14 protein-coding genes are annotated in these 24,643 nt (G+C 46.3%); 13 read left to right on the top strand and 1 reads right to left on the bottom strand.

Annotated elements, in window-relative coordinates:
* Positions 1-137 precede the first annotated feature (137 nt).
* The 4 genes from ACFVRY_RS26000 to ACFVRY_RS25985 all read left to right on the top strand — a co-directional run bounded on the left by ACFVRY_RS26000 (position 138) and on the right by ACFVRY_RS25985 (position 8,614).
* Complete coding sequence (locus tag ACFVRY_RS26000; protein WP_387503200.1) at positions 138-4,022, top strand: S-layer homology domain-containing protein; 3,885 nt, start codon at positions 138-140, stop codon at positions 4,020-4,022.
* A gap of 249 nt (positions 4,023-4,271) precedes the next feature.
* Positions 4,272-4,613 (top strand): hypothetical protein, encoded by a 342-nt coding sequence (locus ACFVRY_RS25995; RefSeq protein WP_387503199.1) that lies wholly within the window; start codon positions 4,272-4,274, stop codon positions 4,611-4,613.
* Positions 4,614-5,166: 553 nt separating this feature from the next.
* The gene (locus ACFVRY_RS25990) at positions 5,167-7,974 is read left to right on the top strand and encodes an Ig-like domain-containing domain (protein ID WP_387503198.1); all 2,808 of its coding nucleotides are present in this window, start codon (positions 5,167-5,169) and stop codon (positions 7,972-7,974) included.
* Between the two features lie 85 nt (positions 7,975-8,059).
* Positions 8,060-8,614: a hypothetical protein gene (locus tag ACFVRY_RS25985; RefSeq protein ID WP_387503197.1), complete on the top strand. Its 555-nt coding sequence runs from the start codon at positions 8,060-8,062 to the stop codon at positions 8,612-8,614.
* Between the two features lie 74 nt (positions 8,615-8,688).
* Here the strand turns inward: ACFVRY_RS25985 and ACFVRY_RS25980 are convergent, their stop codons facing one another.
* Positions 8,689-9,645 (bottom strand): IS30 family transposase, encoded by a 957-nt coding sequence (locus tag ACFVRY_RS25980; protein ID WP_387503195.1) that lies wholly within the window; start codon positions 9,643-9,645, stop codon positions 8,689-8,691.
* Between the two features lie 241 nt (positions 9,646-9,886).
* On the opposite strand from ACFVRY_RS25980, the gene ACFVRY_RS25975 reads away from it, so the two are divergent.
* The 9 genes from ACFVRY_RS25975 (at position 9,887) to ACFVRY_RS25935 (ending at position 24,608) form a co-directional block, all read left to right on the top strand.
* Entirely contained in the window at positions 9,887-10,147 is a 261-nt protein-coding gene (locus tag ACFVRY_RS25975) for an alpha/beta-type small acid-soluble spore protein (RefSeq protein WP_387503194.1), read from the top strand.
* 212 nt (positions 10,148-10,359) lie between these two features.
* Positions 10,360-11,562 (top strand): methionine adenosyltransferase, encoded by a 1,203-nt coding sequence (gene metK / locus ACFVRY_RS25970; RefSeq protein ID WP_387503193.1) that lies wholly within the window; start codon positions 10,360-10,362, stop codon positions 11,560-11,562.
* A 249-nt stretch (positions 11,563-11,811) separates the two neighbouring features.
* Complete coding sequence (locus ACFVRY_RS25965; protein ID WP_387503192.1) at positions 11,812-15,843, top strand: Ig-like domain-containing protein; 4,032 nt, start codon at positions 11,812-11,814, stop codon at positions 15,841-15,843.
* 263 nt (positions 15,844-16,106) lie between these two features.
* On the top strand, positions 16,107-18,836 hold the full coding sequence (locus ACFVRY_RS25960; protein ID WP_387503191.1) for a stalk domain-containing protein: 2,730 nt from the start codon (positions 16,107-16,109) through the stop codon (positions 18,834-18,836).
* A gap of 58 nt (positions 18,837-18,894) precedes the next feature.
* Positions 18,895-20,055 carry a sensor histidine kinase gene (locus ACFVRY_RS25955; protein WP_387503189.1) on the top strand — a complete coding sequence of 387 codons (1,161 nt, stop codon included), beginning with the start codon at positions 18,895-18,897 and terminating at the stop codon, positions 20,053-20,055.
* 4 nt (positions 20,056-20,059) lie between these two features.
* Positions 20,060-20,782, top strand: a complete 723-nt coding sequence (locus ACFVRY_RS25950) for a response regulator transcription factor (RefSeq protein WP_066378934.1) — start codon at positions 20,060-20,062, stop codon at positions 20,780-20,782.
* A 289-nt stretch (positions 20,783-21,071) separates the two neighbouring features.
* Positions 21,072-21,515: a glycosyltransferase family A protein gene (locus ACFVRY_RS25945; protein ID WP_387503188.1), complete on the top strand. Its 444-nt coding sequence runs from the start codon at positions 21,072-21,074 to the stop codon at positions 21,513-21,515.
* 187 nt (positions 21,516-21,702) lie between these two features.
* Entirely contained in the window at positions 21,703-23,754 is a 2,052-nt protein-coding gene (locus tag ACFVRY_RS25940; RefSeq protein ID WP_387503187.1) for a helicase-related protein, read from the top strand.
* Positions 23,754-24,608: a ComF family protein gene (locus ACFVRY_RS25935; RefSeq protein WP_387503186.1), complete on the top strand. Its 855-nt coding sequence runs from the start codon at positions 23,754-23,756 to the stop codon at positions 24,606-24,608. The genes ACFVRY_RS25940 and ACFVRY_RS25935 overlap by 1 nt, the downstream gene beginning before the upstream one ends.
* The last annotated feature ends 35 nt before the right edge of the window (positions 24,609-24,643 follow it).

Genomic DNA, 24,643 nt, shown 5'->3' with positions numbered 1-24,643 from the left:
ATATTTCTTCTAAACGATAAAACTCATCCGATTCTGGGTGAGTTTTTTACTGTTTTGCTAAAAATATCACTTACATGAACCGATAAAGAACAGAGTGATGCTTTACCAGAACCCCTATTCAAAGGAGAGATATGCACATGCAACGCTTTAAGAGACCATTCGTATGGCTGCTGCTGGCGGCTTTGCTCGTTACCATGTTCCCAGGTCGGTACACACCCGTTGCGACAGCAGCAACAGCATCCACGACTTACTTTAGTCCGGATGATCTCCTGCTGCGGAACACGATTTCCCTGAAACAGGACGTTGTGAGAACACCTGCTGATACTACCGATCCAGAGGGTTTAATCAGCCGTACCAGCGCCTATAAAACAAGCAATCAGACGCTAACGATTACAGGTACCTACTCACAAGTTACATCGACTACGATGAAGGTTGTAGTTGAACAGCTTACGCAAGACACAACCGGGAAATGGGTTACAGACCCTACGCGCTTGACCACCGGTACTGTCACTCCTGACACCAACAGTCCAAACAACCGTTTTACAACAAGTGGAGTTGTTCTATATCCTGGCTATAACAAAATTACGTTCTCGGGAAACCAGGGTAACCTGCAGCGCTCCGAGTCCTTTTATGTACTTTATGACAAAGTGCCGTTTATAACATCCCTTAAAGTTTTGGGTGGTCCGGCAGCCTTGGATCTGAATGAAGGTACACAGGTAGTAGTTCCTGTTTCTTCTATTACCATTCAAGGTAAAGTAGCCAATGCTACAAAAGTAAGTGTAGCAGTTAATGATGGACCTGTGCTGCAGACATCACTTCTTGAGGATGGCACGTTCTTCACTCCTGCGCTGACCATCAAGCCGGGACTCAGCAAAATCAAAATCACCGTACAAAATGCTTCGGATTCTATAAATATTGACCGGACGATCTATTTCTTTGACAAAAACCAGCCGTATGCTTCATTGAATATTGTTCATGACGGTGTGGAATATAACCTTTTGAATAATACGCCTACGTTGACCGCACCTGACACAAAGGCAGCTCTGAAAGGGCAGATTCTTGTGCCCTATAGCGCCACTCCTTTTTTAACAGGGGCTAAGTTTACTATTAATAAAGGAACAACCAATGCTGTTGTTCTTCCAATCCAAAATGTTGCGAGTGAAGTCGTCATTCCTGGACCGAATGGTGTCACTCCAGCTTATAAACTGGTTGAATTTAAAACCGAGGTTGAATTGAATATTACCGCAGGCACCAATGACTTTACTTTGGCTCTTGATTATGATCAATACAGTACTTCGTTGGTGAATTCTTATAAGTATTTGCTCAATGAGACAGTAATCAACGATATTTCCTATTTGCCAGGTTATACGGGGACCGGGGACCTCACCAATATCTCCAAGCTTCCTTTAAATGGTCAGCAAATGGAAAAGGACAATTTTTATATTCTTGTTAAAACTAACAGAGCAGTTACAGATCCAGCTACTCTAACAGCTAATTACTTGCCTTTGAGCAAAGCGCCATTAAATGTAGCTCCAGTTCCAGTGGCTAACCTAGGGCAAAACGAATATGTATATCACATTACCAAGTTTGCTAACGGACAGCAAAAGGTGCAATTTAAATATACAGGATCTCAATCCTTCTTTAATGCTGATATCTCTTATGTATCTAAGAATTATATTTATGTAAATAATATACAAGATGGACAGACTTATGAGTTTAATTCCAATACTAATAACAAACTTACATTTGAAGGTGAATATCTTGGGTTTGAGAACATTCAAAGTGCTCAAGTACAGATCAATGGTATCGATAGTGCCTCCTTACCACCAGATTTAAAATTTGATCTGAGCAATATTAGTCTAGCTAACCCAACATTCAAGTTCACCTTACCTATTACGCAGTCGGGACCTTTGGTATACGGTGAGAATAAGATTGTATTTACTGGCGTATCTAACAGTGGAGGAAATCAACGTACAATTACAAAAGAACTGCGTATCTATATCATTGATACCAATGTATCCAATCTTACTCAGTTTCATCCTTCGTTAGGAGAAGGACGTACACCATTTACAACTAACTCCTTGTCTAATGAGACTGAACGTAATAAAATTCTGGCGCTCCCGCCTGAGTTTGTTTACAAGGATGAGAAATATACTACAAATCAAGAGAAATATGATCTCGTTCTGCGAGGTGGCGGGGCATCGATCTTGAATCTCTATCGGGGTTCGGAATTGATTTTTACATCGGTAGGCAAAGCTGACATGCTTAAAGATGAGCCCAAATCACTGTTTCCGGAGACTGATACAACAGGACTTATATACGATTACTATGGTAGTGACAAAGATTTCCTTCTGCGCTTGCGTGACATCAAGTTTGAAGCGCCTGGAAGTCATGTTTATTCTCTTGAACTGATTAACAAGACAGGTGCCAGAACGACACAACGTCTTGAAGTAGTTCGCGAAGTATTACCGTACCGGGTTCTAGCGCCAGTGCCGACAGTGGGAGATAAAATCATAGTGAACAAAAACTTTGTCCGCTTTGATATTGAAGCCGAGGGTGCTACCAAGGTGGTGATCGACAAATTCGAAGCAGTGAAACGGAATGATCTTCAGAACCGTTTCACCTATGATTATGTTGGTCTCAAGCCTGACAAATCTACGTCTATTAAGATTCAGATTGTACGTAATGGCACAACCATCAATGACACCATTCAGGTTTATTATGCAAGTGCGACCCAAGTCGACACGCAGTACATGGCTGAAAAGGTTGCAACAAAATATAGCGTTTTCAACAAGGGACTTGAGCTTTCCTTTCCTAAAGGAACCCTTATGAAAGGCTTTGCCAGTACAGGGGCAGCCAAGTACTATCCAGATACAAAATTGTTGTTCGGGATTGTAGATCCAGTTGATGGTGTCGTTGAACGTGTCAATGATTACGGGAATATCATCAACGTCAGCGCTGCGGACGCCAGAACACCTGAAGGAAAGAGCCCGCTTGTAATTCCTCAGGAGCTAGTGCTTCGCTTCACTTCGACAGCTAGTACGAACAACTTTTCAAGAGTGTCAGATATTTATTGGCTTAATGGTGGTCTAGGGGAAGTAGGTACAAAAGGAACAGCAAATTATGTACCGGCTACAAACGGGATTGCTCCGTACTCCATAGAGGGATACTTTACGCAGTATAGCCAAACTCGTAAAATCGTTCCTTCCCAGCGCGGTGAGCTCAAACTGAGCTTTAGCCCAAGCGTTGTGGATGAAGTGGGGTCTACTATAACAGTATTCCGCTACACAGACTCTGGAAAGTGGGAGAATGTTGGCGGGGAAGTGGATACCAAGAATCATACCGTTACGGTTCCATTCGATGAATTTGGTTATTACACAGTGATGAAGCTACGTCGTGGCTTTACGGACATTACTAATCATCCGTGGGCGAGAAATATACTGAATGGATTATACTCAAAGGGGATCATGACGAATCTTCGTGCGGATGCCTTTGGAGCCGATGACACGACAACTCGTGGGGAGTTCGCAACCCTACTGGTGAAAGGTTTGAATATTCCACTAAGTTTTAATCCAAACCAACAGACATTCTTTGACATTGTACCAGAGGCCGTATCAACGACCTGGGACTTCAAGCATATTGAAACAGCAGCCAGAGCGGGGATCGTCACAGGGCTGAGCGATGGTTTCTTTGGACCAGATCAGCCGCTGACCCGCGAGCAAGGTGCTGTGATGATTGCGCGTGCCCTGAAACTAAAAATGTCTATGAACGATAACAAGCTTTTAGCAAGCCTCTCCAAATCATTCGGTGATACCAGTAATATGGACTTCTATACGCGACCAGCTATTGAGGCTGTATCGAAAGCCAAGATTATGGAAGGGACACCAGTGACTATAACGGGGCAGAAGAAACCTACCTATAATTTTAATCCAAAGGGTAAGCTAACCCGTGCCGAAGCTGGGAAAATTGCCGTAGAGCTCCTGAAAAAGAGCACAAGCATCTTCCCGAAGACTTTTAACTAAAATCATTCTGTAACGAAACGGCCAATTCCGCGAAGGTATTTGCGAATTGGTCGTTTTATTTTTCCATATTTGGAGTTTGACAGACCATGCTTAAGCCCACATAATTAAGTGGTGTTCATGAATTTTGCAGTAATACTGCGTTTTTCTGGAGAATAGCTTAACTTACCAGCTACGTTCACTTTGTAATCTGCTCCCATTTACGATACAATAGCGTAGAAAATATTATTTTCTGAAAGGTGAAAGCCATCGATGAAACCGATTTTATCAAAAGCTCAACTGGATTACATGAAAGCCAAGAATATGTTTGAGAATAGAGCTAAGGTATTGGAGAAGGAAATTGCAGCCAAGCGTGCGCTTCAGGAGATCACCCAGGAAGTGATGGAAGAGCTTGTACAGGCTACTGGCTTCCATGATGCATATAACGAACTTGTTATTGCCGAGAATGCCCTGATTGAATGGTCTCACTCTACAATTAAGCATGAGAAGAGTTACCGTGAGAACCGTGTAGCCATTGATGCCATGTATGATAATGTGAACTCTAGCCCAGAGAAACGCCAAGAGCTGATTCAGCTCTCCATGAAGATTCGATAAGCTTATGTATAGAACAGGGCGCTTATGCGCTATAGGGTGTCTAGCCAGTCCACAGTGACTTTGTTAGACACCCTATTTGTTATTCGCTTGAATTTCTTCCCTACAACTAATGGAGGGGTTTTCGACAGTATATCTTAGTAAATATTGCTTAATGACGTCTTGAAACGCGCTATGTTATACTGTTTTCCGTAGCCACCCATCATTAGCAATAGTTAGTAATACATACATATGTAGCTTCTATTGGGGTGGGACGGAAAGAAAATTTCGAAAATATTTTTTAGAAACCGCAACTTTTCCAAACCTTCTGCGTTTAAGGTGTAGAGTCACTTACACAGAGCACTGAAGACCGTGTTCGATCACAAAGCAATTTATCCAAATGGAAAAATTAGCTTTACGTGACTTGAGGCACATTGTATAATACTTAGGTAGAATTAGGAATCTAGTATTATCATGCCTTTGACTTGTTTACCAGTTTCTGTGATACCCGTCACAGACATTATTTATACTTAATTTGCTCAACTCGGGAAAGGGGGTGCATCGGCTAATGAGTAACATGAGCTACCCAACTAAAGAAAATTCTGAGTTCATGAACGTCCAAGGAGGAGAAAAAAAGGTTATGAAGAAAATTTTATCCGTAGCATTATCTACAGCAATGGCATTCTCGATGTTTGCCTCTGTAGCGTTTGGTGACGCAGCAGCAACTCCGCAACAAAAATTTGACGCTTTGGCAGCAAAAGGTATTCTTAACGGGTACCCAGATGGTAAAGCTCACCTAGAATATGATCTTACTCGCGCTGAGTTCGCTAAGATCGTTACTAAATTGTTCGACCTTCCAGAAGTAACTAACAAATTGTCTTACAAAGACAAAGGTTACAATGCAACTAACTGGTCAGTTCCTTTCGTTGAAGCTGTTACTGCAGCTAAGCTGATGGAAGGTAAAGATACTGTTAAAGGTATCTTCGACTACAACGGTAAAGTAACTGTTGAAGAAGTAGCAACTGTATTGTTCCGTGCATTGAAGCTGGAAGCTCCAGCTACAACTGACAACTCTGCATCTGCATGGGCTAAAGGTTATGCTCAAGCGATCATCAACAAAGGTCTGGTTGCTCAAAACACCAACTTCAAAGCTAACGCTACTCGCTCTTTGGTAGTAGAAACAGCTTACGCGGTTGACCAACTGAGCAGCACTCCAGTACTGACAGTTGCTTCTGCTGAAGCTCTGAGCCCAACTAAAGTAGTTGTAACGTTCTCTGACAAAGCAACTACAACTGTTGAGCTGACAACTGCACTTGTTGCAGGTACTGAAACAACAATCAACTTCAAATACCAAGATAAAGACTACACTGCTAAAGTAACTTTGGCTGCACCTAAGGTTGTTTCCGTAACTGCGCCAAACGCTAAGCAAGTAGTTGTTAAATTCAACCGTTCGATCGATGCTGACACTGTTGCTGACGGTGGAAGAGTAATTGATGGTGTTGTAAAAGTAACTAAAGTTGGAAGCAAAGACGACGAAGTTTCTAATGCAGTAGTTCACTTCAACGCTGACAAAACAGAAGCTACAATCACTCTGCCAGGCGTTAAAGCTCTTAAAGGTGACTACACAGTAGTTGTAACTGACGCTGTTAAGACAACTGCTGGTGAGAAGCTTCCTGCATTCACTAACTTGTTGAACGTAGCTGATACAGTAGCTCCAACTGTTGCATCTATTGTTTCTAGTGCTAAAGCAACAACTAAAGATGTATATGTAACTTTCAGCGAGCCGGTTAAAACTACTGGTATTATTGCTACTGTTAATGGTTCATCTTCTGCTGTAACTGTACAAAATGATACTTACACTGAGTTCAAACTGAGCGGAGTATCTTTGGATAGCGGCAAGACTTACGATGTATCCTTGCTGAATGTTACTGACTATGCTGGTAACGTAGCTAACCCTAACCCAATCAAAACTACAGTAACTGTAGTATCTGACGTTGCTGCTCCAGTTGTTAAGAGCGTAACAGCTATCAGCGACAAATTTGTTGAAGTTGAATTCGACAAAAACGTTGATCGTGCTTCGCTAGTAGGTAATGTTCGTCTGCTTAACACTGTAGGCGAAAGCCAAGGTACATTTACAGTTGTTACTAGTGACAACGGTAAGAAATTTACCCTGCAAACTCCATTGACTAGCTTCCCTAACTCCGGTACATTTGCTGGAACTATTGTGTTCGGAGCAACTGTTAAGGATACATTGGGTAATACTTTAGGAACTGCTTCTAGCCAACCGATCACTTTCACTAAGGATACTGTAGCTCCTACAGTTACAGCTATCACTTACACAACTTCAGGTAGTGTTAAAGGTCTGAACTTGAAGTTCTCTAAAGATGTTAATTTTGAATCAGGTGTCGTGACTCTGATCAACAATAAAACTGGTGAACCTAAAGTGATTTCTGGTACGCCTGCAGGTAGCGGCAAATCTTACACATTTACTGCTGTAAACGTAGATGCTGGTGATTACACAGTGCGTCTGCCAGAAGGACTCTTCAAAGATAAGTCTTTCTCTGGTAACAAACTTGCTGCAACTGTACTGACTGTATCTATCGGTTCAGTTACTACTGATACCAAAGCTCCTGAATTGTTTGGTCGAGGCATCAAATTCTATGACAGCGTGGAAGTAAGTAAAGCCGTTTACGGTGATGCTACTATCACTGTTGATCTGAAGGATGTTGATAGTGGTCTTAACAATGCGTCTCTGTTGGATTCTAACAGCTACACATTGAATGACAAAGCATTGCCAAGCGGTTCTTATGTAACAATTAAAATCCTTGATGATAAGGGTTATGAGGTAGCGGGTAGCGCAGAAAAACCGAAGTATGCTCGTGCAATCATCCATATTCCAAGTTCTTCCATTACTGAAACTAAGGAAGACTACAAATTGGTTGTAAACGGCATTACTGACGTAGCTGGTAACGCTATTGAAGCGGTTAGCGAGAAAGGTAAACTGACTAGCAGAGTTAGCCCACTTCTGACTTCCGCAGTAGTTTCCACTGGAAACTCTTTCGAGTTGATCCTTGGATTCTCTAAAGAAGTTGTAGATTTGACTAACCAATCTTTGGATTTCTACATCAATAACGATGTAGTAGGTTCCAAAGTGGTTTCCAAAGATTACTACACTGTAACTCCAATTAAGAACGGAACTGACAAAGGCAAATGGTCTATTACCTTCTCCAAGAAGGCTATTGATCCAGATGCAGCTAAAGATTCCGAACTGGATTTGAACTCCAATGTAGTTAACAGAATCATCGTTAAGATTGCTGAAAAAGCTCAAGTACACGACAAAGATGGCAACCTCATCAAAGACGGTACTGAAATTTCCGCTAAGTAATCTCCGATTACTGAAGCAAAGCATAGCCTCTTCGGAGGCTATGCTTTTTTTATAGCCATTTCAGATCTAATGAAGGAGGACATTGATGAAACCAGTATGGAAAGCTTCACTTGCAGCGCTGATATTGATTGGCGGAATATGGGCCGGATCGGTGATGAATATTACTGCCGAAGGAGCCGGTGTGGGCTCACAGCCTGGAACAGCAGATGATCCAGTAGTGACAAAGAGTTATGTAGACCAGCAGATTCAAAAAGCTTTGCAAGGTGGTATAGGTGTAGCACCTACCGCGACTGTTGCTCCCACAGCTACTGCAACCCAAGCGCCTATACAGCCTACAGCAACATCGAACCCAGCTAACACAACAAGTAACGAGTCCGTAATTGTCGATGTAAAGCCTGGTCAAAGCTTAATTGCTTCGGCTGGTGCAGAATTTATCGTACGTGCAGGTAAGGCGGTTATCTTTTCACAGGATGCTAATGGCGTTGCTGATCTAACGGATGGTAAAGATTTAGGTAATGGAGTGTCAGCTCCCACCAACCATTTATTATCCTTCCCCCGCGATGGACGAGGCATTGCTGTTCAGGAAGGTCAAACACTGGGGCTTGTAGTTATGGTTCGTGGTGGATATACTTTGAAATAATAAAGAATCAACGTTAACTGTTATTTCTTCTTAAATTATGCCCATGAATAGAAACGATTATACTTGACGGTTTGTCAAGCTAAGTGCGACACTTCGGCCATGAAAGATTCATTAGCGGTCATCCAACCTAGACACCTTCGAGGACGGTCGTTAATCAGGCGAATGGCGTCGGCCAATTCCTCATCCGTAACCTCTGCGAAGTCGTGTCCTTTAGGAAAGAATTCTCGCAAAAGACCGTTGCCGTTTTCATTAGAACCTCGCTGCCAGGAAGAGTAAGGATCCGCGAAATAGACTTTCAAATCGTGAACGTTTTCCAATGCAGCATAAGAGGCAAACTCTTTCCCGCGATCGGTTGTAGCACTCTGAAAAGCGGCTGGTGGGTACTGGCTGGCAGCCACACCAAAGGCTATCTCCATGGAGTGGGCCGTACGGTCTGGCATCTTTAGCGCCATGTACATCCTTGTCTTACGTTCGATAAAAGTAGCCGCACAAGCGCGGCTCTTTCCTCGGCTCGAAACAACGGTATCTAGCTCCCAATGACCAAAGGTTTCTCGTTTGCGAACCTCCTTGGGACGCTCGCTTATTGGGGTTCCAACCAGAAATCGACCACGGGTTTCCAGTGGGTTACGACGCTTTCCTTTATGACGAAGGTGCTTGACTTCCACTGTTGCAAGAAGGCCTGCATAGAGCCATCTATAGATGGTCTTGAAGCATGCGAACACCTTTCCCTCCCGTCTTCGCTTCTCAGCTATTTGCTCGGGGGACCAAGTTTGCTTTAGCTTCTCTTGGAGTTCCTCAGCAAGCTCAGGAGTGAACTTTCCGTTAGGTATGCTGGCTGCTCTGCGCTGCTTATAGGCTTTTTTTGAGGATAATGATTCATACGATTCTTGAGAGCAAGACCGTTTGATCTCGCGGGAAATGGTGGCATGATGACGTCCGAGTTGGCGGCTGATTGCCCGAGCCGACCAACCTAGTCGATATAAGATCTCTAGTTGTCCGCGCTCAACTATGCTAAGAAGGGAGTAGCTCATGTTGGATTCTCCTGTAATCATGGTGGTGTGGTAACTTCCATTTTACACGAATTCGATCATGGGCCTTTTGTTTTCTTAGGTGTCGCACTTCATATTACAATCCGTCACTTAAAAATTAAACATACAACGTTTGTTTCAAGCGGCACTCTTTTCCTGGATTAACAAACATTAAGCCGGTTGAAGGTATGTCTGTATGCGCACAATAGACCTGTATTCTTACAATATGCAGGAGGTGCAGTACATGGCACGTAATAATCGTAAAGTCGTACCTGAAAGTCGGACAATGCTAAAGCAAATGCAATATGAAATTGCAGCGGAATTTGGATTATATGGGCCATCCTATGGTGGTGGAGCGGATACGGAGTTTGCTTCTGAACTGGGCTTCACAAACGCATCTTCACGAAGTCAATACCTGGGTCATCTAACTTCCAGAGATAACGGCTCTGTTGGCGGAGAAATTACGAAGAGACTCATCCAGCAAGCGCAAGAATCATTGTTTTAATTATAAATTACCAGGTACCAACGAAACCGGGTGGAATTGACAGCTTCTTTTAAATAAGATAATATGACTTCTGAGGAAAGCAATCGACCTTTTCCCTGTGGAAAAGGTTCATTTTTTTGAAGACATACACATTTTAGTTGCTTTCTAATATATTCTTTTGGACTATTTATCTGTTAAAATATTCATATCATTCGTATAGGAGGTTGATGTTCATGTCTATCAAAGGACGCCACTTATTTACTTCTGAATCAGTAACGGAAGGGCACCCGGATAAAATCTGCGATCAGATTTCTGATGCTGTACTTGACGCTTTTTTGGCTAATGATCCAAACGCCCGTGTTGCCTGCGAGGTGGCTGTAGCCACTGGACTAGTTTTGGTAATTGGTGAAATCAGCACCAAGTCGGAATATGTAGATATTCCGGCGATTGTGCGCAACACTATTAAAGAAATTGGTTACACAGATGCCAAGTATGGTTTTGACTATAATACTAGTGCCGTGCTGACCTCTCTGAACGAGCAGTCAGCAGATATCGCCCAGGGGGTTAATGCTGCTCTGGAGAACCGTGATCCTGCACAGGTTGCTGAAGAAACTGCCAACATTGGTGCTGGAGATCAGGGACTTATGTTTGGCTTTGCAACCAATGAGACGCCAGAGCTGATGCCACTTCCAATCGCTTTATCTCACAGGATTGCTCGTCGTTTGTCTGAGGTGCGCAAGAATGGTACGTTGGATTATTTGCGTCCCGATGGTAAGACTCAGGTTACTATTGAATACCAGGATGAGAAGCCTGTACGCGTAGACGCAATTGTTGTATCTACACAGCATGCGGAAGAAATCACGTTGGAGCAGATTCAAGCAGATATCAAGGAGCATGTAATTCTGCCTGTGGTTCCTGCTGAGTTGCTTGACGGGGAGACAAAATATTTCATCAATCCTACGGGCCGCTTTGTAATTGGTGGACCACAAGGTGATGCCGGCCTGACTGGACGTAAGATCATCGTCGATACCTATGGCGGATATGCACGTCATGGCGGTGGCGCATTCTCCGGTAAAGATCCAACTAAAGTAGACCGTTCTGCAGCGTATGCAGCACGTTATGTAGCCAAAAACCTTGTAGCGGCTGGTCTTGCCGACAAATGTGAAATCCAGCTGGCTTATGCCATTGGTGTAGCGAATCCTGTTTCGATTAATGTAGATACATACGGTACAGGTAAAATCAGTGAGGAAAAGCTGTCGAAGCTGATCAGCGATAACTTTGATCTTCGTCCTGCCGGTATAATCTCCATGCTAGATCTGCGTAAGCCGATCTATAGACAAACAGCAGCTTATGGACACTTTGGACGTACAGATGTTGATCTTCCTTGGGAACGCGTAGACAAGGCTGAATTGCTGAGATCTCTGTCGGGTATCTAAGTCAGAATTTGGATATGGGCCTAGCAATCTATTTGTTGCAAGCAATTATATTTTGATCATATAACACCTCTAAATTGCTACTTCGATTGAAGTGGAGATTTAGGGGTGTTTTTTTGTCAGCACAAGAGTTGAAGATGTAGGAGCTTCTTGAAACAGCTCTACTAAACTTTGGAAGCCCTTCAACCGAAATATAAGAGTATATGCGCTACGATAAAATGTGAAGTACGGCTTGAGAGGAGTTATCGAAGAATGAAAAAGAAAATCTCCATGTGGACGGCATTCTTTTTAGCAGGAGAGTTGTTATTAGGATCGGTCAGTACATCAATCGGGATCGGGAGTTCGGCAGTGTATGCTGCTTCTGAATTCGGTATTAATGTCTCCCCGGGACAGGGAGTAGCTTTTGTAAATGTAGCCACTACACTTAGATTGAGCTTTGACCGGTTGGTGAATCCCCAATCTGGTGAAATTAGCATCACCCCTAAAGGCGCCAGTACGCCTTTTGTAACGATTCCTATAGGCAGTTACGGATTAATAGGTACTTCCAAGGATTACGAGCTTAAATGGGGAGCTGGACAACTACTGGCCCCGAATAAAACCTATACAGTTACTATACCAAAAGGCGTATTTAAAGACGCTGATGGCAATGAGTCGGGACTTACTGTATGGGATTTTACAACCGCTCCCGAGGTCAATAATGAGATTACAGTCAGTGCGTTCTCTCCTGCCAATAATACAAGAGTAGATGCTGGCACCTTGGCGCAGATCAGTTTGAAGCTTAATAAGAAGCTGATACCGGGCGGTGGCTCTGTGAAACTGATCTCCTCAGCCGACAATTCGACCGTTCAAAGCTTTAGGATGGTGGACGGTGAACCTGGTGTAGATATACAGAGCAGTGCGGACGCTACTTCAGTCACTTTAAACCTGGCTAATAAGCTGAAGGTTGGGGCGAATTATTATGTATTAATTGATGCTTATGCGTTCAAGGATGATGATTCCAGAACGTTCATAGGCATCTCGAACGGCAGTGCATGGGCATTTTCAACCAAGGCAGTAGCAGACTTCCCGGTGACTCCTTTTCCGGCGAACAACGCGGGAGAAATATCTACCACCGGATCTCTTGCACTTACCTTTGACCGTCCGATGAAGCCAGTGTCCGGAGTGATTATTGTGGCTGCTGGTGGGGTCATTGATGGCAACACCAGATGGCTTGATGTAAATTCTACTGGGGTCACTGGTGGTGGGAGCAATGTGATTACGCTGTATCCGGCTTCTACAGCATCTCCACTGCTGAACGGTACTGCTTATACAGTCACAATACCTCAGGGTTCTTTTTACGATCAGGATGGTAATTTGTTTCCGGCTTCGGGTCCATATACTTGGAAGTTTACGACAGTCTCCCAGGCAGGACCTAGTGTATCGTCACTAAATCCGTCTGATCGCAGTGAGGGTGTCCCGATCAACAAAACATTTGCAATTACGTTTAGCCGAGATGTCAATTTCAATAGTTCTATAGCGAATGGTGTCACCTTATTTAAAAGTAGCGGAGTTAAAGTTCCAGCTTCCGTTACTAAAGGCACTACGGCCAGAGAGTATCTCATCACGCCAGCAGCAACATTGGATGGAGATACGACCTACTATATTGATATCTCCAAAGGTGCTTTTATCGATGCAACAGATTCCAAAATTCTATATGATGGTTTAAGCGGGAAGAGCTCTTGGAGCTTCCGTACTGCAGTTATTGATAAAACAGCGCCACAGCTATCAGGCGCACAGCTAGAAAATAACCGGACAATTCGGCTGAGATACAATAAATCATTGAATTCTTCGGCTGCGCTACTGACCTCTAGTTTTGCGGTGACCGTAAATGATGAGAAACGGCCTATTGATAGTGTCTATATTCAGGGTGACAGTGTATTTGTAGTCCTAAGCACCGGCGTTGCTGTGGGTCAGGTTGTTAGAATCACGTATTCCGGCGGATTGCGGACTATACAGGACACCAGTGGGAATGCCGCAAGTACGTTTTCTTCTAGAGAGGTAACGAATACCGTTGAATCTTCGATGCCGACACCAAAGGACGGAAGAATCTCCGGTCGGTCAGTGGTGCTTAATTTTAATGATACCCTTAAACCAGTAAATTCCTACGCATATAGCCAGTTCGCAGTAACAGCAGATGGATATTCGCTTGGAATTAGTTCTATCAGCTCTAGCGGGAATACTGTATATCTGACAGTGAACAGTGACGCAGGGAATGGTACGGTAGTCCGGGTATCGTATAATGCGTCCTCGTATCCTTTACAAAACCAATTTGGACAAAATATAGCGGACTTCAGCGAGTTCTTTATTCGGAATACCAATGACACCATTCCTCCAGAATTCCAAAGTGCCACGGGTGCCGGAAATAAAATTACGCTAAGCTATAATGAAGGGCTCTCTACCACAAACCTGCCGATGAACAGTCAGTTTTCAGTGCTTGTAGGAAATACGCCTAACTATGTAACCAATGTAGCTGTCAGCGGCTCACAGGTCATTTTGACGCTACAGAGTGCTTTGGCAGTAAACAAAGACGCGACGATTTCATATGTGCCAGGAACATCGGGAATCAGCGACCTGAACGGTAATCGTGCAGCCTATATTAACCTGCAGCCAGTGACGGTGTCATCAACCACCGCAGTGAGTGAGGTTACCAGTGCGACAGTTAATGCGGATGAGCTTATTGTGACGTTCAATAAGAATATGCAGGCTTCATCTACCTTGTATAATAATCAGTTCGGAGTGAGAGTTGATGGTAGTACTGTAGGCGTGCAAAGCTATGCCTTGTCCGGTACAACATTGAAACTTGTTCTCTCAACGGTTGTAAAAAGCGGACAGAAGGTTGATATGTCCTACATGATTGGTTCAGGATTGATCAAAGACCTTAATGGGAATAGCCTTGCTTCCTTTAATGGATTGACTGTGCAGAATCTGACAGGGACTACGTCAGGAAATGGTAATCGTCCAGCTTACCTGGGGACACTCGCGGCGAGTGAGTTCGGTGTGGAATATGCTCTCTTAAAAAGCGATTCTGCATCTGTTGCCGATGAACGTTCTTTGTATAACCAATCTGTTAAAAGATACAGCCTGACATCCGATCGTGTAGCTGCTAGTTACGAGTATCTGGATAAGGCAGGAAGTCCAATTCTTGCTTTTGAGGTGCCTGCTACTGAACGTTCAGCGTATGTATCTGTTCCGCTGAAACCTTTGCTTGATGCGGTAAACCGGAACAAAAATGCTAAGCTCATTATTCGTTTCGGTGAGAACCTCTACAGTATTGCACTTAATGATATTGATATGAACAATCTTGTTACCACCTTGATCGCAGATGCCAGCAGCGTCTCGTTGGTGCTACGGATGGAGAGCGTTCCAGGCGGAACCTTCGCACCGTTTGAACAAAAACTTCAAGGCCAAGGATTGCAGCCGATCACAGGTTTGATGGATGTTCGAATGACAGCTGTAACAGGCAGTAACTTTGCCAATTCACAGCCCGTCAATGTAAAAGGGGAGTATACAGTCCGTACGACAGCATCTTTAAACAGTGCCCAAACTTCGGCGGCTCGCTTGGATCTGACGTACTATGATGCCGTGTATCTGCCTACTAAAGTCAGCAAGTCCGGAAACTATACGCTGCTCCGTGCCCTTACCCCAGGTAACCTAGTTGTGGGAACGTTTTTGTCCACACGTACCTTTACTGATATGGGCAATCATTGGAGCAACAGTGTTGTTGCAGAACTTGCAGCAAAGAACATCATCGATAACAGCTATGGCTCTACTTTCAAGCCAGGGCAGAAGATTACACGAGCCGAATTCGCGGTGATGCTAAGCAGAGGACTAGGATTGCAAGGAGACCGTGATGCCGCAGGACGCTTCCGTGATGTTCAGCCATCTACGCAAACAGGCGATTATATTGGTGCTGCAGCTAAAGCAGGTATTATTAACGGGAATACAGATGCTACTTTCCGGCCGAATGACAATATTACCCGCGAGCAAATGGCTATTATGATGATTCGTGCTATGGAGTACACTGGAAATTATATTACGCTTACGGGTACTCCTTCAGGAGCGCTGAGCATCTTCAAAGATAAGGCCAAAATTCAGAATATGAGTGCCGAATTTGTGGCCAAAGCAGTTCAGTCTGGCATTATTCTCGGCATGCCAGGGGGTACATTCCTGCCACAGGGTAATGCTACTCGTGCGGAAGGTGCGGTTATGCTACAGCGGATGCTGAGCAAAGTGGGATATTTGTAATAACTGAATATTGATGAAGAAGAGGTAGAATTTGTTTCAAGCCCGACTCATAGAGTCGGGCTTTTTTTGTAGGCACAAGCATGAAACCGTTCGTCACTGCACGAACATTTGCCACTGTGAAAGCTCTTAATCTCGCAATTTTCGCAACTTTTCGGGCTAAATCAAGTCTATTATTGATGTATACTAGGAAAATAGGACATGGATTTCCAGACTTTGTGAATAGAATTGAAGAGTAGAATAAGAGATGGGAGAGTTATTCTGAAATGAACAATGCTTTCACGGGTAAGCAACGTAACGAGTCTGTGCAGGAGAGAAGAACAACGACTGCAAAAAGATGGGTCGCCGCCTCATTGGCAGGCGTGCTTTGGATCATGCCGGTAATCGGTAGTGAATTTATGAGTCCATGGACAGCGAACAATGCTTCTATTGCAGCTGCGGCAACGGCACTAACAGTCAACAAGCTCAGTGAGGATGTTATTACCTCTGGAGCCGTTATGATGAAGTATAAATATACAGCTGTACGCTCGGGAAAAAGCGCCACCGGATTGGCAGATGTGATCCGCGTCGACCTGAGTAATCCTTATGTTTCCCTGGATGTCATGACAGGTAAGGGCGGTACGCTGACCACTCGTCAAAGTACTGGGGGTATGGCGAAGGAGACGGGCGCAGTCGCAGCGGTAAACGGAGATTACTTCAATACTGGAGGAGAGGGTTCTCCTATTGGTGGGCAAGTATCTGGTGGAGTGCTGGTGTCCACGCCTTCCCAGTTGGATGGCATGTACGCTTTTGCCGTGACGAAAGACCGGAAACCGATCATTGATGAGTTCAGTTTCCAAGGTACGGTATCCTCGGGGGATGGAAGTCAATTCCCACTCTCAGGTGTCAACAAAGGGGCCTATAATCCGGAAGGCGGCACTTCTACCTACAGCCATGCGAATGCCTTGTACATATATACTGATGTATGGACGGCGTTGGATCGGCCCAAGAATAGTTCTACTACTCCGACAGAGGCACTGGTAGAGAACGGTATAGTTACTAAACTCTCTGAAAATGCTGCCCTGCCGATGGCTGTCCCCAAGGGTGCTTTTATTCTGCGTGGACACGGACAAGCAGCCAAGTTTATGATGGATCATTTGACGGTTGGTCAACCCGTAACCAGCACTTATTCACTTATTTCCAAAACAACACAGCAGGCTTTAGATCCGAGCACGCTGCAAACGATGATCGGTGGACATACGATTCTCGTAAATAACGGGAAGGCATCGTCGTTCTCCCGCTCTACGAGCAGCATTGACGGTACCCGTGCTCGTACGGCACTGGGTTATTCCCAGGATGGTCGTTATGTGTATGTGATAGCTGTAGAGAAGAACAACAACAGCACCGGAATGTCACTCAGCGAACTTCAGTCCTTCATGACTAATATTGGAGTCTGGAAAGGGCTTAATCTGGATGGTGGCGGTTCTACAACCATGGTTGACCGTCCGCTTGCCGAAACTTCCACTACACTGACTTTTAATACAGAGTATGGTACAGAGCAGAGAAGTGTCGTTAATGGACTCGGCGTGTACACCTCTGCTCCGCAGGGTGAAATAAAAGGCATTAAGATTAGTGGTAATACTACATTGTTGATCGGTCAGAAGGCGACTTACTCTTTGAAGGGGTATGACACTTATTACAACCCGATTGACGTTGCAGCTGGAAATCCTACATGGAAATCCAGTGGCGACAGCGTGACTGTCAAAGCAGGTGAAGTTACAGCCGTGAAGCCCGGAACCGTCACATTGACGGCAGCCAGCGGTGGGGCAAGCGCAGATACCAAGGTGACGGTACTGGGTGGGATTGACCTGAATAGCTTATCCATAGGAACCGCAACAGCGCCACTAACAGCCGGAGCTTCGGTCTCGGTTCCAGTAACAGCCGTTACAAAGAGTGGGGCGTCCGTGGCAGTTCCAGCTTCTGCATTGAAGTGGGAATTTGTTGGTTTCAAAGGCAGTGTACAGGATGGTAAGCTGACGGTAGCTTCTGTAGATGAAGGCGTCACTACCGGTTATGCAATTGCCCGATATGATGGTTTCAGTACCGCTGTTGTGCTATCGAAGGCGGCGGCTACGCCTTGGGAGGATTTTGAGAATGTGAATTATCCAATCGCGTTCACCACTAATGCTTCCGGTGTGAAGGGAACGGCAGTCGTTACGGACGGAGGACCTGATCGCGTAGGCTCGAAGGTGTTGTCCATGAGCTATGATATGACTGCTGGCAGCGGTAAAATGTATGCTTACGCACAGTTTAATGGAACGAATGGCAAAGCAATCCCTGCTACAGCTACCTCGATGTCTGTGGATGTCATGGGTGACAAGAGCCTAAATTGGATGCGAGCAGAAATCGTGGATAACAGCGGTGCAACCGTATATGTCGATCTGGCTAAGGTGATTGATTGGACGGGATGGAAGAGTCTGAACATCGATCTAACAGGTTCAGGTATCAAATTCCCGGCGACACTTAAACGTCTCTATGTTGTGAATGTAGAAGAGGGACAGGATGAGCGGTCGAAGACAGGAACGGTAGCTTTTGACAATATTACTTTTACGATGCCGTCGCTATCAAGTGAGGCGGGTCTTCCGAAAGGTACAGCGTCAATGGTCATCGGTTCCAAAACAGTTACTGTGAACAGTCAGAAAAAGCCGATAGATGTGGCCCCGATTGTTAAAGACAACAGTACCTATGTGCCGATTCGTTACGTACTGGATGCCTTTGGAGGGACTGCAACGTGGGATCCGGTTACCAAAAGAATTCTTGTACTGCGCGGGTCGAAGGTACTCGATCTGACGCTGGGCAAGAAGGAATATGTCTTGAACGGAAAACGTCAAATTGCTGAAGTAGCTCCTTTACTCCTACAAGGCAGGACTTTAGTACCGCTCAGATTGGTTTCTGAACAATTGGGATTAACCGTAAAATGGGAACAGAACACGAAGACCGTAACTATCGAATCGTGATATGTTAATATAAAGGCAAGCCTTTAACAACGATCCGATAGAAATGGGGCAAGCATCCGTGGAATTTCAAGCCGATGCGATAGATCGCGTCATCAAGAACACCATCGACGTGATGGAGAGCAGCAAGTATCAGATATATGAAATCCTGCAGGTAGCGCGTGACGAGCTTGTTGCCCTCACTAAAGAACTGCAGCGTGTGATGGAAGAAACGGATGAAACATTGCAAAAGGTAGATAAGCTGGAACTGCAATACCACCGCTCCCGTATCCGGCTGACGGAAGTCAGCCGTGATTTTGTCCGTTATTCGGAGAAGGATATACGCATTGCCTATGAAAAAGCAACGGAACTTCAGCTTGAGCTGATGATGACACGCGAGCGCGAGGCTTATCTGCGAACCCGTCGTGATGAATTGCAATTGCGTGTCCGCAGTGTCGAAAATTCGGTGGAACGTGCGGAATCGATTGGTTCACAAATGAGTGTAGTCCTAGAATATTTGTCTGGGGAACTGGGACAAGTGACCCGAATTGTCGAATCGGCGAAGAATCGCCAGATCATTGGACTCAAAATTATTCTGGCCCAAGAAGAGGAACGGAAGAGAATTGCCCGGGAAATTCATGACGGTCCCGCTCAAATGCTGGCGAATCTAGTCCTTAGGACGGAAATTGTTGAAAGAATGCTGGTAAAGCAGGAATTTGGGCTGGTGCAGGACGAAGTAATAGACTTGAAAGGGCAGGTTCGTTACAGCCTGGAGGAAATGCGCAAGGTTATTTTTAACCTTCGTCCGATGGCGCTCGACGATTTGGGACTAATTCCGACATTACGGAAATATGTGCATGATTTTGAGGAGAAGACGAAGATCCGCACCTCTTTTGAGACCAGAGGCAAGGAATATCGCCTTTCTTCAGCCATGGAAGCGGCGGTATATCGCCTTGTCCAGGAAGCACTGTCCAATGCTGCAAAGCATGCCTACCCTAGCTATGTATTGGTGGAGATCACCTATCAGGCACAGTTAATGAAGATTGTGGTAAGAGATAATGGATTGGGGTTCAATGTGCAAAAAATGAAGACAGAACAGGGCAGCCGGGAAAGCTTCGGCTTGCTGGGAATGCGCGAACGCGTGGAGCTTCTGGAAGGAAGAATGGAAATTGAATCAGCCGAGAACCAGGGCACAACAATCGTAATTCACATTCCGACGAATGTGGAGAAGGGAAAGGAGTAATACAATGGAGAACCAGAGCTCTGAAAAAATGTCTATAAAAGTGCTTTTGGCGGATGATCATCAGCTTTTTCGTGAAGGACTCAAAAGGATTTTGAACATGGAGGAAGATATCGAGGTCATCGGAGAATGCGGCGATGGCATTCAGGTCCTGGAATTTTGCAATGTCACCAAGCCGGATATTGTCTTGATGGATATCAATATGCCAGTTGAGAACGGCGTGGAGGCTACGCAAAAGCTCCGGGAGATGTTCCCTGATGTAAAGGTTATTATTTTATCCATTCATGATGATGAGAGCTATGTGTTTGAGACGCTGCGTAAAGGTGCCAACGGGTACCTGTTGAAGGATATGGAAGCAGAATCACTGATCAATGCTATCCGATCGGTATGCGGCGGCCATGCTTTTATCCATCCAAAGGTGACTGGGAAGCTGATCAATCAACTTCGTCGCATGACTTATCTGAACGAAACGGGTGCAATGGCAGAGACAACGGTGAAGGAAGCTGGTGTCAAATTCGTTGCCGGAGACAATAATCCGCTGACCCGTCGTGAAGCCGAAGTACTGCGTCTGATGGCAGAGGGCAAGAGCAATAAAATGATTGGTGAATATCTCTTTATCAGTGAGAAAACCGTCAAGAACCATGTCAGTAGTATTCTGCAGAAGATGGAAGTGGATGATCGCACGCAGGCTGTAATTAACTCGATCAAGTACGGTTGGGTAACTTTGTAAATTATCTGATGTTTTAATAGAGCGTTTTGGAGTAGTTACGTATCTGGGACTTACGTTACATAGTATTTTAAATGTCCGGTAGTCTGGTGTCTGTATACCAAGGTGATCGGAAGAATAAGAAACTGTTACGCCTGTCTTTGCCCCCTGGTTGTTGTCTGCAAAGATGAGGGATGATTAACCAGGGGGCAGCAGCGTCCGAGAATCCGGCTTGTAACATGAAATGATGTGGGCTGTCACCGACCCCTAAGTAGCGGCATATATTGTCGGTATACAGAGGAGGTGCATCTCCATGGTAGCTCAATTAATATGGATTGCAGCGGTTTATTCATCCGCAGTAGCCCTTGTTCACGTGCTGCATATCCGGGAGAAGTCCCGTCAGGCACGGGAATCCGGAAAGTGGATTCAATATATTCTTATCACTCGAAATCACGAATCTGTGGTGGAATGGTATATTCGGGCATTGACGTTTCATGCTTTTCTTACAGGAAAGCCCTTACGAGTGCTTGTGATGGACGATAACTCCAGTGATACAACAATGGGGATCGTATCCAGGATGGCCAGGAGCGGCTGCTCCCTTGACATGGCAACCGCTGTGCCTGCTCTCGGCCAGGAAGAAATGTCGAAATCGCAGGGAATTATACTGGATTTGCGGTTGTCGGGGCAAACCGTCCGGTGGCCTATGATGCAGGTGGATGGAAGTAGGGGATCAAAATCAAAGCATGGCGATATTTAAATAACTATGTAAGTAATGGGTGAAGCACACTCTCCGGTAAATAGGGGAGTGTGCTTTTTTGTATGTCTTGTGTCATGGAATCTGGAAAAGAAAGGATGGAGATAGAAGGCCATTGCTGTGCTGCAATTCAGTATTGGCAGTTGAATCTCCTGATTATATGGGGTCAGCTCATTGAGGAGGGATTGTGATGAAAGCTGCAATTTATGCTGTGGATTGCAATGGTACATGGAGGATGTGGATTTCTCTGGCGCCAGTTGTGGATTTTTATTGGTGGCAAGATCAGGAGAAGAAAGCTGGAGAGTGGAGTCATGCCGAAGCGGTGGAGCGTCTGGTTCTGCTCTCGCTGGAAATGCCCCTGGCTTGGGCGGTACTCCTTCATGACCGATTCCGGTCGGAAAAACATATGCACACTTGGGGCAGCAAGGAGTGGAGTAAATACATAAAGGATATTCTTCAGCCTGAACTAAAGGCAGATGGGGAAGACGGTGTCATAGGGCACTCAAAGCGTTTGGTAGACGGAATTTCGATTTGGAAATGTGAGGGTGACAGCTGGAGATTGACAGATGCTCTTGAATGGAATAGCAACTTTAGAGATCGGAGTGACAGAGAAGAGGTGACTTTCCTTGGGGGAAGAATCGAGAATCTGGCCCTGCTGGCTAGCCAAGCAGAGCAGTTGGTAAATGCAGTGTCCGGGCGATCCCTGCTTGAAGCGGAGCTGGAAGCACTGCTGCTGGATCAAAGCCCGGAATTAAGCGGTCATTGGCGCCGCGCTGCCCAGCTGGCGCATTTGCAAGGGCGGCTGAGCATTGAAGCCGCTGTTGGTGTGGGTGAGGCCGCGCGTGGCGGAGCCGCGCGTCAAGGGCTACGCCAGCTCCCGTTGGTCGCTGGCGCTCTGCGTGCGGCCGCGGCCTGTCCGCCGCACCTAGGCTTCCAGCGCGGCTTCGCCTCGCGCCGCGCCCTCCCACGCTGCCGTCGCTGCGGCAGCGCTGCCACTGCCCGCACACCCTGTGCTGCGTGCGGGCTCTCGGGCTGCGCCTACTGCGAGGCCTGCCTCGCACTTGGTCGCAGCCGGGCTTGTACGCTGCTGCTGCGCAGCGCAGCGACCCCGGCCGTGCAATGCACGGCCAGCTCTGACCCCACCGTGGCGGCACGCCGGTGGGGGCTTAGCGCGGCCCAGGCGGGAGCCGCCGGAGCTGCGCTGGCTTTTCTGGCGGAGCGGCGGCAGCGCTCCGCCGTCCCGAGCCCAGAGCGTTTCCTGCTCTGGGCAGTGACAGGAGCGGGAAAAACGGAGATGATTTTTCCGCTTTTGGAGGCCGTGCTCGGCGCCGGAGGCCGGGCGCTCGTAGCAACACCGCGGCGCGACGTTGTACTGGAACTGGCGCCGCGGCTAGGACGGGCTTTCCCGGCGGAGAGCCTCGCCGTACTGTACGGCGGCAGCGCAGAGCGCTGGGTGGGCGCCCGGATGACATTGGCGACGACCCATCAGCTGCTGCGCTTCTATCACAGCTTCGATCTCGTTATCATAGATGAGCTAGATGCCTATCCCTACCATAACGATCCGATGCTGGCCTATGCGGCAGGGCAGGCGTGCAAGCCGGACGGATGTTTCATCTACCTGTCCGCCACGCCGCCGATGGACATGCAGCGTCAAGTCAAATCAGGGAAGCTGGCCCATGCCAGGGTTCCGGTTCGTTTCCACGGGCATCCTTTGCCTGTACCGCGGCATTTGGCTGCGGACCCGGTGAGAATCTGTCTGAAACGGGGCGCTTTGCCGAAGAAGCTGATTCAAGAGCTACAAATATCGCTGGACCGCAGCGCGCAGATTTTTTTATTTGTATCCCGTATAGCCCACATCGAAGGTTTGCTGCTGCTTCTGCGTCGCCGCTTCCCAGGTGTGGCAATAGAAGGGACCTCGTCTCAGGACGTAGCAAGAGGGGAAAAAGTGACGGCATTTCGTGACCGTAGCATTTCTCTACTGGTGACGACAACGATCCTTGAGCGAGGGGTAACTGTACCGCGGAGCGATGTGTTTATCTTAGATGCGGACAGTTCTCTTTTTGATGAGGCTTCACTTGTTCAAATGGCCGGCCGAGCTGGGCGTTCCAAGGATGATCCAGCGGGCAGGGCCTTCCTCATCTCTCCGCAGTGGAACCGTTCGCAGCGGGGGGCCATCAACCAGATTCGTACCATGAACCGAATTGCTCGTCAAAAGGGTTACCTTCATAAGGAGGGTTTCTAATGAGTATGCTATCACGATGGTTGAGAAAAGCAGAACAGTTGCTAGCGCCTCCCTTAACCAGGTGTCTGATCTGCGGGAAGAACAGTCAGGGACCGTCGCCTTTGCCCGAAGTCTGTTCAAACTGTGCTGTCACGATACCGTGGATACAGGTTCCCCGCTGCACCACATGCGGAAGGCATGTAGGCTGCCCGGATTGTACGCGAACTAATGAACCTACCTCACTGATTTGCAACCGTAGTGCCGTGGCTTATAACGAGGTGATGCGTGAATTGATAGGGCAATATAAATATAGAGGGAATGAGAAATACACTATTCTCCTCGGCTTAATGTTAGACAGGGCTTATGGTTTGCTGAAGGCGGAGCAGGATAGAGAAAGACAGTCTCAGCTAAGGGAACAGAGAAGGACCTCTCTCTTTTCTTTTCTAGGCTATAAAGGAGGAGACCCGTGGCGAGCGGATCTGCTGGTTCCCGTTCCGGTCAGTGGGGCCAGACTGGAGGAGCGGGGTTTTAACCAGGCAGAACGTTTAGGTCATGTATTGTCCACGCGCAGGGGAATCCCACAGCTTGCCTTGCTCCTTCGCACTCATCATACGGGAAAGCAGAGCTTTAAGAGCCGGGCCGAACGGCTATCGGACATGAAGCATGCCTTTGCCATTGATTCTGGGATGACGGATAGATTCACTGACTGGCTACAGACACGACGTAACCAAGGTGCTCCTCTGCGCGTCATTATAGTAGATGATATTTACACTACAGGAAGCACATTACGTGCCTGTGCTGAGCCCCTGCAGCGTCTTGCAGACGAGTGTGGCGTAGCTGTGGAGATCCGCAGTTTGACTCTGGCCCGCTCCTAGGGAACTAATTCTTTGTATATCCATTGCAAGAGATG

The sequence above is a fragment of the Paenibacillus sp. NPDC057934 genome (assembly GCF_042887565.1).
Taxonomy (GTDB): Bacteria; Bacillota; Bacilli; order Paenibacillales; family Paenibacillaceae; genus Paenibacillus_AQ.
This window is presented reverse-complemented; position numbering and strand designations above follow the sequence as displayed.

Excerpts from the sequence above, each read along its gene's own strand:
- ACFVRY_RS26000 (WP_387503200.1), top strand. The coding sequence starts at position 138 with ATGCAACGCTTTAAGAGACCATTCGTATGGCTGCTGCTGGCGGCTTTG.
- ACFVRY_RS25995 (WP_387503199.1), top strand. The coding sequence starts at position 4,272 with ATGAAACCGATTTTATCAAAAGCTCAACTGGATTACATGAAAGCCAAG.
- ACFVRY_RS25990 (WP_387503198.1), top strand. The coding sequence starts at position 5,167 with ATGAGCTACCCAACTAAAGAAAATTCTGAGTTCATGAACGTCCAAGGA.
- ACFVRY_RS25985 (WP_387503197.1), top strand. The coding sequence starts at position 8,060 with ATGAAACCAGTATGGAAAGCTTCACTTGCAGCGCTGATATTGATTGGC.
- ACFVRY_RS25980 (WP_387503195.1), bottom strand. The coding sequence starts at position 9,645 with ATGAGCTACTCCCTTCTTAGCATAGTTGAGCGCGGACAACTAGAGATC.
- ACFVRY_RS25975 (WP_387503194.1), top strand. The coding sequence starts at position 9,887 with ATGGCACGTAATAATCGTAAAGTCGTACCTGAAAGTCGGACAATGCTA.
- metK (WP_387503193.1), top strand. The coding sequence starts at position 10,360 with ATGTCTATCAAAGGACGCCACTTATTTACTTCTGAATCAGTAACGGAA.
- ACFVRY_RS25965 (WP_387503192.1), top strand. The coding sequence starts at position 11,812 with ATGAAAAAGAAAATCTCCATGTGGACGGCATTCTTTTTAGCAGGAGAG.
- ACFVRY_RS25960 (WP_387503191.1), top strand. The coding sequence starts at position 16,107 with ATGAACAATGCTTTCACGGGTAAGCAACGTAACGAGTCTGTGCAGGAG.
- ACFVRY_RS25950 (WP_066378934.1), top strand. The coding sequence starts at position 20,060 with ATGGAGAACCAGAGCTCTGAAAAAATGTCTATAAAAGTGCTTTTGGCG.
- ACFVRY_RS25945 (WP_387503188.1), top strand. The coding sequence starts at position 21,072 with ATGGTAGCTCAATTAATATGGATTGCAGCGGTTTATTCATCCGCAGTA.
- ACFVRY_RS25940 (WP_387503187.1), top strand. The coding sequence starts at position 21,703 with ATGAAAGCTGCAATTTATGCTGTGGATTGCAATGGTACATGGAGGATG.
- ACFVRY_RS25935 (WP_387503186.1), top strand. The coding sequence starts at position 23,754 with ATGAGTATGCTATCACGATGGTTGAGAAAAGCAGAACAGTTGCTAGCG.